The organism is Sphingomonas flavalba (genome assembly GCF_047553045.1).
Taxonomy (GTDB): Bacteria; Pseudomonadota; Alphaproteobacteria; order Sphingomonadales; family Sphingomonadaceae; genus Sphingomonas_L; species Sphingomonas_L flavalba_A.
The window spans coordinates 1,143,772-1,157,100 of the sequence record NZ_CP180208.1 but is presented as its reverse complement, the minus strand read 5'-3'; the positions used below and the strand labels follow the sequence as shown (position 1 = coordinate 1,157,100).

Below are 13,329 nucleotides of genomic sequence, written 5' to 3'. Positions count from 1 at the left end.
CTCCCCCATGCTGATGAAAGCCCTCGACACGCTGCATGTCAGCGCGGTCGGCCCGGACAATATCCTTCCCGGCCAGACCTTCGAAATCGCGGACGCTGATGGCGAAATCCTGCGCCAGCGCGGTCTTTCCGAGCCGGTCGAGGCTCAGTCCGAAGCGCCAAAGCCTGCGCGGACGCGCACGAAATGATCACGACCGTCACCGCACCAACCATGCGCGCGGTGACACTGGAAGAGGCGCGCCAGCAGCTGCGTCTCAGGGCATGGGCTCGGTGCTCGACAAGATCCCGGTGATCGGCGGCATCCTGGGCGGTGTGGTGGGCGCGGTCGGCAAGCTGATCGGCTCGCTGTTCGGCACGAAAACGAAGATCGTCGGCCAGGGCATCTATGGCGGCGCCCAGTCGCTGGGCAGCATCATGTCCGGCGGGTTCGACGCCAGCTACTACACCGATATCCAGAAAAAGAAGAAGTTCTTCGGGATCACCACCAGCACAAAATACTCGACGCAATATTCCGCCGCGAGCGCCGAGCTCGAACGCCAGTTTGCGCTGATCTTCACCGGGTTCCATGACGCCATTGCTGCCGCTGCCGGACCGCTGGGCCTGTCGCTGGGCGAGGTCGAGGCGCGGCTGCAGGGCTTCGTCGTCAATATCGGCAAGATCGATCTGAAGGACCTGACCGGTCAGCAGATCCAGGAGAAGCTGGCTGCCGTATTCGGCGCTGCCGCCGACAGTCTCGCCCGCTACGCCATTCCGGGGCTCGAGCAGTTCCAGCAGGTTGGCGAAGGCTATTTCGAGACGCTGATCCGCATTGCCTCCAGTGTCGAGGCAGTCACAAGCGCGATGACCATGCTCGGGCGCTCGACCAACCTCACGATCGCGGCCTCGATGGATCTGGTCGACCTGTTCGGTACGGTCAGCGACATGACCTCGGCGACGGGCGAGTATTTCTCGCTCTATTATACCAATGCGGAACAGGCTGCGGCCCGCACTGCCCAGATGACTGCGGTGCTGGCGAGCCTTGGCCTTGCCATGCCCAGCAGCATCGCGGGGTTCCGCGCACTGGTCGAGGCGCAGGATCTCACCACCGAGGCGGGCCGCGCGGCCTATGTTGCGCTGATCCAGCTGGCCCCGGCCTTTGCCGATCTGGTCGGCGCGGCGCAGGATGCGGCGAGCGCCGCGGCCATTGCCGATGAGCACCTGTCGCTGCAGCGGCGTCTGCTCGAACTGCAGGGCGATACCGTGGCCCTGCGCGCGCTCGATCTCGCCCGGCTCGATGCCAGCAACCGGGCCTTGCAGCAGCAGATCTGGGCCCTCGAGGATCAGCAAAAGGCCGCAGAGGACGCCGCCAGTGCCGCCGAGAAGCTGCGTTCGGCCTGGGCGGCGATCACCGATGGCCTCATCGCCGAGATCAGGCGCATCCGGGGCGTGATGGGCAGCGAGACCATGACCTATGCCCGCGCGCTCGCGGAGTCAACTCTGCGACCAACGCCGCCCGAACCGGGGATCAGGAGGCGGCCAAGGCGCTGCCCGGGCTCAGCCAGGCCCTGCTGTCGGCGGCGGCCAATGCCGCGACCTCGTCGCAGGACCTGGCGCGTATCCAGGGTCAAACTGCCGCCAGTCTCGAGCAGACGCTGGCGGTGATCGATGCCATGAGCGGGGCCATGACCGGGGTCGGCGACAACGCTACCGGTACGGGCACGCCCAGCTGGTGGGAGCAGTTCGCGGCGACGCAATCTGCCGCCGCCACCCCGGCGGCCAACGACAGCCAGAGTGCGCTGCTCGATGAACTCCAGGCCTTGCGGCAGGAGGTGGCGGACCTGCGCGAAGACCAGCGCATTGCCTCGGCCACGATCGCCTCGGGCACCAGCAAAACCGCGCGCATCCTCGAGCGGGTGACGCCCGATGGCGACGCGCTGGCGGTGAGGAGTGCGGCATGAAGCTGATCCGGCCCACCACCATCACCGATGCCATGCTGACCAGCAGCACCATCCCCGAGAATGACCATCCGGCATGGGCCACCGGCACGGCCTATGTGACCGGCAACAGGGTGATCCTGACTTCGACCCACCGGCGCTACGAGGCGCTGACCGCGTCGACCGGCGTGAACCCGACCAGCGATCCGACAAAGTGGCTCGATCTTGGCCCAACCAACCGCTGGGCGATGTTCGATGACCGGGTCGGCACCGCCGCCACCCGCACCGGCTCGCTGGAAGTGGTGCTGGCGCCGGGCGCGATCGATGCCGTGGCGCTGATCGACACCGATGCCGAAAGCGCCACCGTCACGCTCAGCGTCGGCGGGGTCAGCCCTCGCGGCAGATCGGAAGATACGCATTGTCTTTCGTGAGATCAGGTGACGCTGGACGTTGAAGGTGTTGTAGATTGCGCTGTGTGTCGAGACGAACCGCTGAGCTTGGCCTTGGGACTTGAACCGCTGCATCTTTCGCTCTCGTCGTCGGACCGGCAGATGCGAGTTCTCGACCCGATTGTTCTCGCGCAAACGCCCGGGCCTGTGTCGAGACAGGCATCCCAGATCTCGCAGTGCGGCTGGATATGAGAGCAGGCCGTCAGTGACGATCTGCTCGGGCACGTAGCCCCGGTTCTTGAGCAATTTCCGCAGCAACTTCAGGGCTGCGGCCTTGTTCCTGCGCTTCTGCACAAGCACGTCAAGGACCTCGCCCTCCTTGTCGACGGCTCGCCACATGAACATTCGTTTACCGTTGATGCGGACCACCATCTCGTCGAGATGCCAGACGGTGTCGGCCCGGCCACGACATCTGCGAATGTTGGCGGCGATGGCGGGGCCAAACTTGTTGGCCCAGCAGCGCACGGTCTCGTAAGTGACGTCGATTCCGCGTTCGGCGAGCATCTCTTCGACGTCACGGAGGCTCGTGGTGAAGCGGAAATAGAGCCAGACCGCGAGCCGGATCGTGTCCGGCGGGAACCGGTGACGCTTGTAGGATATGGCGTTCATTCTCGTCCCTCTATGCGACGGAAGGCCGCTAGCGGAGACAAGTTAGCGTTTGCCTGACAGCACCTTTACGACTGCACAGTGTCATTCAGCAAACCGATCACACTCGCCGACAATTTATCGTCACTCGCACCGCGCCTGCGCGCTTCTGTCCTGTGGGATCGCCAGCTCATCGCCTCCTCTGGTCCCCATCGCCAGTCTAGCGACGCGCGCGATAAGCCATCGCAATCATTCACTCCTGCTGGCCTCTTTATTCAACGGTTTGGTCCTTCCGCCAGAGGATCGGAAAATCGCCTTGCGGGTTGGCAAACCAGCGCATGAACGCCTCGACCTTGGCGCGGGAACCGGTAACCTGTGCGCCGGGCGGGATTGCCCCACCAAAGGTCAACGCGGCAAGTTGCTGGCGATTTCCAGTAACCGTGGCGTCGGTGGGCGGGCCGGATGGCTCACTATCGTAGGTCAGCACCTGATTGCGAACAGAGACGCGAATGCGCTCGGACCGGTCGGGATTCACGAAGTCGATTTCCGCGCTTTCATTTCCGACTTTGGCCGGATCGAGCCGAACCGCCAGCAACTCGAACAAGTCCGCCGTATCGATCAGTTGCAGGAGCTGCGATGCGCCGCTGCGGGCCATCATTCCTTCGCCGATTCCGTTGCGCAGTTCGTCGGCCGCGACAAGATACTGCGCTCGCCAGACAGCGTTCTCCTGTCCCAGAGCCATGCGCTCGTAGACGCTTGCCAGCAGGTATCTTGCCTCCTGATCCAGGGCATCGGCCATGACAAGCCGGTTGAGAAGTTCGCTCGCCCACCGGTCGTCGTGCTGTGATGAAGCCTTCTGCGCCAGCGCAAAGGCTCTGTCGCGGCCGCCCATTGCCTCGACGTAGCGGCGCGCCTCGTCGGCAGGCTCCAGCGGCTGGAGGTCGACCGGGTTGCCCTGATACCAGCCGAGATACTGCTGGTAGACGGCCCGCGCGTTAAATGTCAGCTCGCCGTAATAGCCCCGATTGTACCATTCTTTCGCCAGCGCATCGGGTAGCCGGATGCGATTTGCAATCTCGTCCGGTAAAAGCCCCTCGTTCATCATCCGCACTGTCTGGTCGTGAAGGAACTTGTAGGCGTCTCGATGTTTCGAGAGAAACTCGACGACTTCGGTTTGACCAAAGCGGGGCCATCCGTGGCTGAGAATGACGACGTCGCTCTTCTCACCGAATAGCCTGATGGACCGGGTCAGCTCGTCAGCCCAGACCTTGGCGTCGCGCACGCGCACGCCGCGCGGCGAGAGGACATTGTGAAGCGTCACATTCGCGTTCTCGGCCATATCGAGCACGCGAAACTGGGGAAGATAGATGTTCATCTCCGCAGGCGCCTCGGTGCCCGGAGTCATCTGGAATATCAGGTCCACGCCATCGATGGTCAGCTTCTCGCCCGTTGCTCCGACGTTGCGTGTCGGGGGGATAAGCGATCTCCGGCCATTGCCCACGGCGTCGCCGAGGCCAGCGTTTACTGTGCCGCGCGCGGAACGCTCAAGCCCGAGCCCGTTGAACGCTGAACGCCTGTACATGGCCGCGCCGTTGACAAGAAACTCGGAGAGAAACGCCTCCATGAACCCGGCGGGAGCGATGATCTCCACCTTGCCCGCGTCAACCTCTTGCCGTGACACAAGCCCTTCAACGCCCCCGAAATGGTCCGGGTGCGTATGCGTGTAGATGACGGCCTTGATCGGGCGGTTGCCGAGATGCTGGGTCACGATATCGAGCGCAGCGCGGGACGTTGCCGCCGTCACAGTGGGATCGATAATGATCCAGCCGGTTTTCCCGCGCACGAATGTAACGTTCGTGGCATCGAACCCTCGCACTTGATATACGCCCTCCACGACCTTGAAAAGTCCAGCTTTTCTTAGCAGCCGTGCTTGGCGCAGCAGGCTCGGATGGACGGAAGGGATATCCGGAGCGGCAAGAAACGAGCCTTCCTCCATGTCGAGAACGACGTGTCCGTTTTCATCCCGGATCTTGGGATCGTTCCGGTTGGCGATGAACCCCCGGTCCGCAAAATCGAAGTCGCGGCGGTCGGTCCAGTCCATTGGCATCTCGCCAGGCGCGGGATTCTGCGATTGCGTTGAAACAGACGGTTCCGTTCCCGGACCAGCCGCCACCAAAACGGGAGCCAGCATCGCGAGTAGAAATGGTCCTCGATAGTGCCTCATTGCGGCCTCCCCATTAGATATCGCCTGTCGCCGGACATGTTCGCTGAGCTGCGGCGTTGACAATTATTTTCGCACTGGGCGCCGGCCGCACGGACCCGGACTTCATTGTGCGGCATCGAACGCAACAAGAGTCCGTGTCGCAACGCGTCTTGCGCCTCCCCGCACAGCTCAGCATTGCACCGGCTGAATGTTTACAGGTATAGCCGACATGCGCGGCATGGCGTTGATCGGTTCGAGATCGCGATGCATCGAGATCAGCAGTTTCACGTTGGAGCCGACCTCATGGTATTTCGCCCCATCATCGGGCAGGTTTCTCCCTGAATGGGTCATGGAGACTGCCCCGCGGCGCAAGGCAGGCTCCGCCTCGAGAACGGCGTCTATGCGACCGCAGCCGGACTCGATAGCCACCCGATCCCCTGACTTGAAGGGTTGGACGAATACATCGGCCAGTCGTGCCGGTACATCGCCGCCCATCGTACCGAAATAGCCGGAGACGTTCTGCGGACCGTCCTCTGTCAGAATGGTCTGGAGCCTATCAGTCACTTCGTCGAGCGCGTCTTCGGCCGGGGTTGGCCGGAACTCACCATCCGCGCGCCGCTTCATCGTATGCAGCGGACGCTGCGGACCGTTGTGCGCTTCCGGGGCGACCAGTCCCTTCAGGCAGGCAAAGCCTTGCGTAAGCGGACGGTCCATGTCGCCGCAGACTTTCGCGACACGTCCATGTTCGTCAACGGCAATCTTGACGCCGCAGAACCCGGTGCAGGTGCGGCAGAAGGATTTTTCCTCTCCAACTATCATATCGCAGGCATTTCTGGCGCTCTCCCGGTTGCGAAGGTATCACACCCTCGCCAGGAGCTGTCAAAGGGATTGCACCGTGCCGGCGTGAGGGTAGGGCGGACTGATGCCTCGTCCCAAGAAGTCAGCCAATCCGTTCCGCTACTTTCACTCGTCGCCGGAAGTGATCCGGTTGGTGGTGTTGATGTATGTGCGTTTTCCGCTGTCGCTGCGGAACGTTGAAGATCTGCTGCATGAGCGTGGGATCGATCTGTGCCATGAGACCGTGCGGCTGTGGTGGAACAGATTTGGCCCGATGTTCGCGGCTGATATCCGGCGTCAGCGGGTAAGCCGAATGCGGAGCTTTCGTCATTGGAAATGGCACGTCGACGAAGTCTACGTTCGGATCAACGGTGAGACGCATTACCTGTGGCGTGCGGTCGATCACGAAGGCGAAGTGCTGGAAAGCTACGTAACCAAGACGCGCGACAAATCAGCTGCTTTGCGTTTCCTGAAGAAAGCGCTGAAGCGTCATGGCAAGGCAGAAGCGATCGTCACCGATGGGCTGCGCTCCTACCCGGCAGCCATGCGCGAACTTGGCAACGAGAACCGCCGCGAAGTGGGGCGCCATCTCAACAACCGGGCCGAGAACAGTCATTTACCATTCCGGCGACGAGAACGAGCGATGCTGCGCTTCCGCCAGATGAAGTCGCTACAAAAATTTGCCTCTGTGCACGCGTCGATATCCAACCACTTTCAATCCCAGCGCCACCTCGTCGACCGCCAGACTTACAAGACCCTCCGCTCGGCCGCACTGGCCGAGTGGCAGAGCCTCGCAGCATAAAATCAGCTCCGCCCGGGCAAGCTGCGCCAAGCGGAGACGAGTTCGCATCGGACTGACAGCTCCATCGGACGGAACGCGGGCGAGCGGCGCAGCGAGACAGCGAGCGCAATCGCCGCCGCGAACAGGCCCGCCCATGGCGAAAACCCGCCCTGCCAAACCTGGACGATGGCCACCGGCTCCGCCGCAAATGCCGCCCAGTTCCGCACGACGAAACCAACGCGGGCCGCCACGATCCCGAAAAGCAACGCCCGCCAGGCGCCCCGGTCGCAGATCGCCCCGTAACGCCGGCCGAGCCGGCCCGCCGCCGCGATGAACACGACAATGCCGAGGATCGCGAACAGCCGCTCCAACGCCAGCGCAAGCGGGCCGAGAGTGATCATCCGCCGCCGGACTCAGCCAGCGGCGTCGTCATCGGGATCCGAATGGAATTCGTGCCACATGCCGTTCAGAATGCCGAAACCGACGGCAAGACCAACGCCCAGCACCCAGCTGAAATACCACATCGTCGTCGCCTTTTCAGTAATAGTCCGGGTTGGTATCGACCTCTGCCAGCGTGATCCGGCCGAACAGCACTTTGTAGACCCAGGCCGTATAAAGCAGCACGATCGGCAGGAAGATGACGGTCACCACCAGCATGATGAACAGCGTCACATGACTGGACGATGCGTTCCAGACCGTCAGGCTCGACGCGGGATCGATCGAACTGGGCAGGATGAACGGAAACATCGACAGGCCGACCGTCGCGATAATGCCGATGGCGCCGATCGACGAGCCGCCGAATGCCAATGCCTCTCGGCCCTTGCGGATACCGGCCCAGGCGATCAGCGGCCCGGCGAAGCCCAGTACCGGCGCGATCATCATCCAGGGATATCGGCCGTAATTGTCGAGCCACGCCCCCGGCGCCGCCACCGTGCCCGACAGCAACGGATTGGACGGGCCGAACGGGTCCGCAGCGTGGGTCAGGCGAAAGCCGTACCCCATCGTCGCGATCATCACACCGCCGAGAGCGAACAGCAGAATCGCCGCCCCCGCCGCGAACTGACCGAAACGGCTGGCGCGGTCATGGACGACGCCGCGTTCGATCTTGATTGCAAGCCAGCTGGCGCCGTGCAGCACGATCATCGCGACCGACAACAGGCCGGCGACCAGCGAAAACGGATGGAACAGACCCATCAGGCCGCCGTCGTAGAAAGACCGCAGATCGCTATCGAGGCGGAAAGGAATACCGGTCAGCACATTGCCTACGGCGACGCCGAACACCAGCGCCGGCACGAAACCGCCGACGAACAGCGCCCAGTCCCACCGCGTCCGCCAGGCGGCATCCGGCCTCTTCGAACGGTATTTGAACCCAACCGGCCGCAGAATCAGCGCGGCGAGAACGAGGAACATCGCCAGATAGAAGCCTGAAAAGCTGACCGCATAGACAAACGGCCATGCCGCGAAGATCGCGCCGCCGCCCAGGATAAACCAGACCTGGTTGCCTTCCCATGTCGCGCCGATCGCATTGATGACCATCCGGCGCTCTGCGTCGGTTCGGGCGACGAAGGGCAGCAGCGCGGCGGTCCCCAGATCGAACCCATCGGTCAGCGTGAAGCCGATCAGCAACACGCCCATCAGCAGCCACCAGATCAGCCGGAGCGTTTCATAGTCGATGGGAGGTGCCATGACCTGTTCTCCTTATTCGGCGGGAATCGGCGCGTAGCCGTCGGAAACATCCGGCGCCGGCCGATCCGTGCGGTGCTGGTCCGGCCCCTTGCGGATCGCCGCCAGCATCAGCCGCACCTCGATAACGGCGAGCACGCCATAGATGACGGTGAAGCCGATGATCGTCGTCCACAGTTGCGCGACGGTCAGGCTCGACGCGGCGAGAAAAGTCGGCAGCACCCCGTCGATCGCCCAGGGCTGACGGCCGATTTCGGCAAGAATCCAGCCGGATTCGATGGCGATCCATGGCAACGGGATGACCCAGACCGCGGTTCGCAGGAAGGCGCGGCGGAAACGGCTGTCGCCATCCAGCCGGCGGGTCGAAGCGATCCAGAACGCCGCGCCGAAAAAGGCGATGAAGAAGAATCCCAGCCCCGCCATCACCCGGAACACCCAGAACATGACCGGGACATTGGGCACAGTCGACCACGCCGCCTGTTCGATCTGCGCCGGCGTCGCCTGCCGGGGATCGGCGACGAAGCGCTTCAGGAGCAGCGCATAGCCAAGGTCCGCCTTGGCCTCCTCAAACGCGGCGCGCGCCGTCATATCGTGCTGGTCGACCTTCAGCCGCTCGACCGCGTCATAGGCCTTGATGCCATGCTCGATCCGGTCCTGCGCCTTCGCGACCAGTTCGAAAACGCCGGAAACCTCGCCGGTCAGGCTGCGTGTGGAAATCAGCCCCAGCACATAAGGAATCTTCACCTCATACCGGGTCTCGCGTCCTTCAAGGCTGGGAATGCCGAATACCGCGATGCCCGCTGGCGCCGGCTCGGTGTGCCACATCGCCTCCAGCGCGGCGAGCTTCATCTTCTGGTTGTCGGTCAGCGCGTAACCGCTCTCATCACCCAGCACGACCACCGACAGCGAAGACGCAAGGCCGAAGGCCGCCGCGACAATAAAGCTGCGCCGCGCCAGCGCCACCCACTTGCCGCGCAGCAGATACCAGGCCGAAACGCCAAGCACGAACACCGCCGCACAGACATAGCCGGCGCTCACCGTGTGGACGAACTTGGCCTGGGCGACGGGATTGAACAGCACCGCCATGAAGTCGGACACCTCCATCCGCATCGTCGCCGGGTTGAAGCGGGCGCCGGTCGGATGCTGCATCCAGCCATTGGCGACCAAAATCCAAAGCGCCGACAGGTTGGACCCCAGCGCGACCATGAACGTGGTGAACAGATGCGCCGGCCGCGACAACTTGTCCCAGCCGAAGAACATCAGACCGACGAAGGTCGCCTCGAGGAAAAAGGCCATCAGCCCCTCGATCGCGAGCGGCGCGCCGAAGATGTCGCCGACATAATGGGAATAATAAGACCAGTTCGTCCCGAACTGAAATTCCATGGTGATGCCGGTGGCGACACCCAGCACGAAGTTGATGCCGAACAGCTTGCCCCAGAAACGGGTGATCGTCCGCCAGATTTCCCGGCCGGTCATCACATAGATGCTCTCCATGATGACCAACATGAAGGACAGGCCAAGGGTCAGCGGAACGAACAGAAAATGGTAGAGCGCGGTCAGGGCAAACTGCAGCCGGGAAAGTTCGACAACCGCCATGTCCATGGCAAGACTCCCTGCATTCCGGCCCGGCGCCCATACCCGCCATGAGTCGGTTGAAAAGGCTATGATTAGCCACTACTCGTAACTGAGTATATGAGCAACCAGTTTGATAGGCGCGGCGCGGCCGTTTTCTGGGCTGCCGACAGTGTCGCGGCGGTGCTGGTTGCGGCCATGCTCGCCGGCGCCGTGGCCGCCACCATGCGCGGCGATCATCATATCGCGCTGGTCGCCACCGGCGGGTTGATCGCGGCGGCGCTGCTGCGCAGCGGGGTCCAGATCGCCGCCGCCGACGCTGGTGAGGGCGCGGCGGTGGCGGCCAAGGCGCAATGGCGGCACCAGGTCTACCGCCGGGTGCTGGTCATGGCGCCCGGCGCGCGCCGGATGCTGGGTGAAGCGGTTGCCGATGCCGTTGACCGCATCGAGGATCTTGGCGGCTTCCACGCCCGTTTCTTGCCGCTGCGTCGCGCGGCGGTCCTGGCACCACTGGTCATTGCCGCAGGAGCCGCAGCCGCAAGCTGGTTCGCCGGGGCGATCCTGCTCGTGACGCTGTTGCCGTTCGGAATCTGCATGGCGCTCGCCGGCACCGCTGCCGCGCGCGCCGCCGCGCGCCAGCTCGATGCTCTCAGTCGCTTGTCGGGGCTGTTCGTCGATCGCGTCCGCGCGCTGCCGGTGATCGCCGGCTATGGCGCGCAGGACCGGATCGGCCGCCATCTTGCCGACGCCACCCGCGAAGTCGCCGAACGGACGATCGAGGTGCTGAAAATTGCATTCGTATCGAGCGCGATCATCGAATTCTTCGCCGCTCTCTCCGTCGCGATGGTCGCGCTGTACTGCGGCTTCAACCTGCTTGGCGTGCTGCCCTTTCCCGCTCCGGAACAGCTGACCCTCGGCGAAGCCCTGTTCGTGCTGGTGCTTGCGCCTGAATTTTACCTGCCGATGCGTCGGCTTGCCGCCGCCTATCATGACAAGCAGGTCGCAGAGGCTGCGGTCGAACGCCTGAATAGCATCGCACCCGCCACGCAGCCGACGGCACAGCAGCCGATCGTTATGCCCCCCGCTTTGCACTTCGACCGGGTGGTCATCGCCTATGGAGACACGACCGTCGGCCCGTTCACGCTGGAGGTCGCCGCCGGCCGCTGCCTTGCCCTGCGCGGTGTAAGCGGCGTCGGCAAGTCCAGCCTGCTTCACGCGCTGCTAGGCCTCGCCCCCATGGGCGGCGGCCGCATCCTGATCGACGGTCGAGACGCCGCGACAGTCGCGCTGTCCGGCCAGATCGGTTGGGCCGGGCAATCCGTCGCGTTCGTGCCCGGCACGATCGCCGACAATATCCGCCTCGCCCGGCCCGATGCCGACGACTCGGCGGTCGAGGCCGCCGCGCGCCGCGCCGGCCTGGGGCACTTGATCGCCGCTCGTGACCGAGGCATGGCGCTACCGCTCGACCACCGCGGATCGGGCCTTTCCGGCGGCGAGCGTCGGCGCATCGGCATCGCCCGCGTGCTGCTGAGGGATGCGCCGCTCTGGCTGCTCGATGAACCAGTGGCTGATCTTGATACGCAATCCGCGGCCGACATCGCTGAAATCCTGACGTCGGCCGCCCGTGGGCGGACCGTGCTTATGGTCACCCACAGCGCCGCGCTGGCCGCGATCGCCGACGATGAAGTGGTGCTGACGTGAACCGCGCCGACATCGAACGGCTGCTCGCCGAAGCCGCCGGGCCGGAACGCCGCACCTTCCGCGTCGCCGGCACGCTCGCAGCCATTGCGACAATCGCAGCGGTCTTGCTGCTCGGGCTGTCGGGGTGGTTCATCACCGGCGCCGTGCTTGCCGGACTGGGCGGCGTATTGGCGGTGCAGGCGTTCAACTATCTCGTGCCGAGCGCGACGATCCGCCTGCTCGCGATCATCCGCACCGGCACCCGCTACGGCGAACGGCTTTACGGCCACCGCGCCGCGCTGATGACGCTGGCTGCGCTGCGGGCGCGGCTGTTCGGCCGCATCCTGACCGCGCCGGATCTAAGAGCGGTGTCCGCCGCCGATGCGGTGACCCGGCTGGTTCAGGACGTCGGCGCGCTGGAGGACCACCTAGTCCGCAGACCCGCGCTGCCTGCCGCGCTCGCCGGGACGGCGATCGGCCTTACGCTTGCCTGGCTTGCCGGCCTGTGGGCAAGCCTGTCTCTGCTCATCATACTCGGCGGCCTCGCCATGTGGGCGCGCGGCGCCACGCCCCGGCTGCTCGCCGCCGCAGCGACCGACATGACGGCGGCGCTGGCGCGGCTGAAAGCAGGAATGGTCGACTATGCGGCGGCGTCGCCGGAAATTGTCGCCTACGGTCTCGCCCCGGCGATCGAACGGGGGCTGGCAGCCGAAACCGCAGCGCTCGACGCGGCCCGCCGCCGCTTCGCCAGGGGAGAAGCGATCATCGACGCCGGGCTGGTGCTCGGCAGCGGCGTCGCGATGGGCGCCGTCCTCCTCCTTTCTGCCGCCACGCTGCCGATGACGGTTCTGGCAATTCTGGCGGCGGCCGGCGCGGTCGAATCCCTGTCCGGCTATGTCCGGGGCGTATCGCGCGGCGCGCTGGTCGCCGCCGCGCTCGTCCGGCTGGAAGCGACCGCTGGCCCGCCCGCTCCGGCTGGCGGCACGACCGCGCTGACCGGGCGGACCATCGCCTTCAGTCTGGGCGACACACAGCTCCGGCTCGCGGCCGGCGACCGGCTGGCGGTCGCCGGGCGCTCGGGCAGCGGCAAGACCAGCCTCATCGAAACCCTCGCCGGCATCCGCCCTGCGGTGGACGATTACGGCATCCGCGTTGACGATCGGCCGCTTACTGCGCTGCCGCCTGACGCGGCACGCGCCACTTTCGCCCTGTCACCGCAGGATGCCCAGTTGCTGTCCGGCACCGTTCGCGACAATCTGCGCGTCGCACGCCCCGGTCTCTCCGATGATCAGCTTTGGGCAGCGCTCGACATCGCCTGCCTGGCGGAAGATGTCCGTGCCATGCCGGGCGGGCTTGATCACTGGGTCGGCGACGGCGGCGCACGCCTGTCCGGCGGGCAGCGCAAGCGCCTGTCCCTCGCCCGCGCCCTGCTCGCCGGCAGGCCATGGCTCCTGCTCGACGAACCAAGCGAGGGCCTGGACACGGCAACCGAGGCGCAAATGATCCAAAGGCTCGGCCGCTGGCTGGACGAAACCGGAACCGGCCTGATCGTCGTCAGTCACCGGCCAGTGCCGCTGACGCTGGCGGCACGACGGCCGATCATCGATCTCGGCGCCTGACCCGGCGA

General features: G+C 64.7%; 13 protein-coding genes and 1 pseudogene. 7 read left to right on the top strand and 7 right to left on the bottom strand.

The features are described from left to right. The first annotated feature begins 7 nt into the window (after nt 1-7). The 4 genes from ACMT1E_RS05350 (at nt 8) to ACMT1E_RS05335 (ending at nt 2,343) form a co-directional block, all read left to right on the top strand. Nucleotides 8-187, top strand: coding sequence for a hypothetical protein (locus tag ACMT1E_RS05350; protein WP_414902651.1), 180 nt, complete (start codon nt 8-10; stop codon nt 185-187). A gap of 82 nt (nt 188-269) precedes the next feature. After that, on the top strand, nt 270-1,640 hold the full coding sequence (locus ACMT1E_RS05345; RefSeq protein WP_414902650.1) for a hypothetical protein: 1,371 nt from the start codon (nt 270-272) through the stop codon (nt 1,638-1,640). After that, nucleotides 1,637-1,936: a hypothetical protein gene (locus ACMT1E_RS05340; protein ID WP_414903489.1), complete on the top strand. Its 300-nt coding sequence runs from the start codon at nt 1,637-1,639 to the stop codon at nt 1,934-1,936. The genes ACMT1E_RS05345 and ACMT1E_RS05340 overlap by 4 nt, the downstream gene beginning before the upstream one ends. Further along, nucleotides 1,933-2,343 carry a hypothetical protein gene (locus ACMT1E_RS05335; RefSeq protein ID WP_414903488.1) on the top strand — a complete coding sequence of 137 codons (411 nt, stop codon included), beginning with the start codon at nt 1,933-1,935 and terminating at the stop codon, nt 2,341-2,343. The genes ACMT1E_RS05340 and ACMT1E_RS05335 overlap by 4 nt, the downstream gene beginning before the upstream one ends. On the opposite strand, the pseudogene ACMT1E_RS05330 reads toward ACMT1E_RS05335, so the two are convergent. From ACMT1E_RS05330 to ACMT1E_RS05320, 3 genes and pseudogenes are all read right to left on the bottom strand, one after another. Beyond that, nucleotides 2,302-2,970, bottom strand: a pseudogene (locus ACMT1E_RS05330) (IS6 family transposase); the annotation flags it as partial. The gene ACMT1E_RS05335 and the pseudogene ACMT1E_RS05330 overlap by 42 nt on opposite strands. Nucleotides 2,971-3,217: 247 nt before the next feature. After that, entirely contained in the window at nt 3,218-5,047 is a 1,830-nt protein-coding gene (locus tag ACMT1E_RS05325) for an alkyl/aryl-sulfatase (protein ID WP_414902649.1), read from the bottom strand. A gap of 291 nt (nt 5,048-5,338) precedes the next feature. Further along, nucleotides 5,339-5,968, bottom strand: coding sequence for a hypothetical protein (locus ACMT1E_RS05320; RefSeq protein WP_414902648.1), 630 nt, complete (start codon nt 5,966-5,968; stop codon nt 5,339-5,341). A gap of 103 nt (nt 5,969-6,071) precedes the next feature. On the opposite strand from ACMT1E_RS05320, the gene ACMT1E_RS05315 reads away from it, so the two are divergent. Further along, nucleotides 6,072-6,788, top strand: a complete 717-nt coding sequence (locus ACMT1E_RS05315; RefSeq protein ID WP_414902647.1) for an IS6 family transposase — start codon at nt 6,072-6,074, stop codon at nt 6,786-6,788. Between the two features lie 2 nt (nt 6,789-6,790). Here ACMT1E_RS05315 and ACMT1E_RS05310 read toward each other — a convergent pair whose 3' ends face one another. The 4 genes from ACMT1E_RS05310 to ACMT1E_RS05295 are packed head-to-tail and all read right to left on the bottom strand — an operon-like array spanning nt 6,791 to nt 10,052. Next, nucleotides 6,791-7,138, bottom strand: coding sequence for a prolipoprotein diacylglyceryl transferase family protein (locus tag ACMT1E_RS05310; protein WP_414902646.1), 348 nt, complete (start codon nt 7,136-7,138; stop codon nt 6,791-6,793). A gap of 42 nt (nt 7,139-7,180) precedes the next feature. After that, nucleotides 7,181-7,291 (bottom strand): cytochrome bd-I oxidase subunit CydX, encoded by a 111-nt coding sequence (gene cydX, locus ACMT1E_RS05305; RefSeq protein WP_414902645.1) that lies wholly within the window; start codon nt 7,289-7,291, stop codon nt 7,181-7,183. Between the two features lie 13 nt (nt 7,292-7,304). After that, complete coding sequence (cydB, locus tag ACMT1E_RS05300) at nt 7,305-8,453, bottom strand: cytochrome d ubiquinol oxidase subunit II (RefSeq protein ID WP_414902644.1); 1,149 nt, start codon at nt 8,451-8,453, stop codon at nt 7,305-7,307. A 12-nt stretch (nt 8,454-8,465) separates the two neighbouring features. Beyond that, nucleotides 8,466-10,052 (bottom strand): cytochrome ubiquinol oxidase subunit I, encoded by a 1,587-nt coding sequence (locus ACMT1E_RS05295; RefSeq protein ID WP_414902643.1) that lies wholly within the window; start codon nt 10,050-10,052, stop codon nt 8,466-8,468. A 90-nt stretch (nt 10,053-10,142) separates the two neighbouring features. Between ACMT1E_RS05295 and cydD the strand changes: the two genes are divergently transcribed. Together cydD and ACMT1E_RS05285 are read left to right on the top strand one after the other, a co-directional pair. After that, nucleotides 10,143-11,723, top strand: a complete 1,581-nt coding sequence (gene cydD / locus ACMT1E_RS05290; RefSeq protein ID WP_414902642.1) for a thiol reductant ABC exporter subunit CydD — start codon at nt 10,143-10,145, stop codon at nt 11,721-11,723. Further along, nucleotides 11,720-13,321 (top strand): amino acid ABC transporter ATP-binding/permease protein, encoded by a 1,602-nt coding sequence (locus tag ACMT1E_RS05285; protein WP_414902641.1) that lies wholly within the window; start codon nt 11,720-11,722, stop codon nt 13,319-13,321. The genes cydD and ACMT1E_RS05285 overlap by 4 nt, the downstream gene beginning before the upstream one ends. Nucleotides 13,322-13,329: the final 8 nt, after the last annotated feature.

Bases quoted from the DNA above. Each gene is read 5' to 3' on its own strand.
- ACMT1E_RS05350 (WP_414902651.1), top strand. From the start codon at position 8: ATGCTGATGAAAGCCCTCGACACGCTGCATGTCAGCGCGGTCGGCCCG.
- ACMT1E_RS05335 (WP_414903488.1), top strand. From the start codon at position 1,933: ATGAAGCTGATCCGGCCCACCACCATCACCGATGCCATGCTGACCAGC.
- ACMT1E_RS05325 (WP_414902649.1), bottom strand. From the start codon at position 5,047: ATGGACTGGACCGACCGCCGCGACTTCGATTTTGCGGACCGGGGGTTC.
- ACMT1E_RS05320 (WP_414902648.1), bottom strand. From the start codon at position 5,968: ATGATAGTTGGAGAGGAAAAATCCTTCTGCCGCACCTGCACCGGGTTC.
- ACMT1E_RS05315 (WP_414902647.1), top strand. From the start codon at position 6,072: ATGCCTCGTCCCAAGAAGTCAGCCAATCCGTTCCGCTACTTTCACTCG.
- cydX (WP_414902645.1), bottom strand. From the start codon at position 7,291: ATGTGGTATTTCAGCTGGGTGCTGGGCGTTGGTCTTGCCGTCGGTTTC.
- cydB (WP_414902644.1), bottom strand. From the start codon at position 8,453: ATGGCACCTCCCATCGACTATGAAACGCTCCGGCTGATCTGGTGGCTG.
- ACMT1E_RS05295 (WP_414902643.1), bottom strand. From the start codon at position 10,052: ATGGACATGGCGGTTGTCGAACTTTCCCGGCTGCAGTTTGCCCTGACC.
- cydD (WP_414902642.1), top strand. From the start codon at position 10,143: ATGAGCAACCAGTTTGATAGGCGCGGCGCGGCCGTTTTCTGGGCTGCC.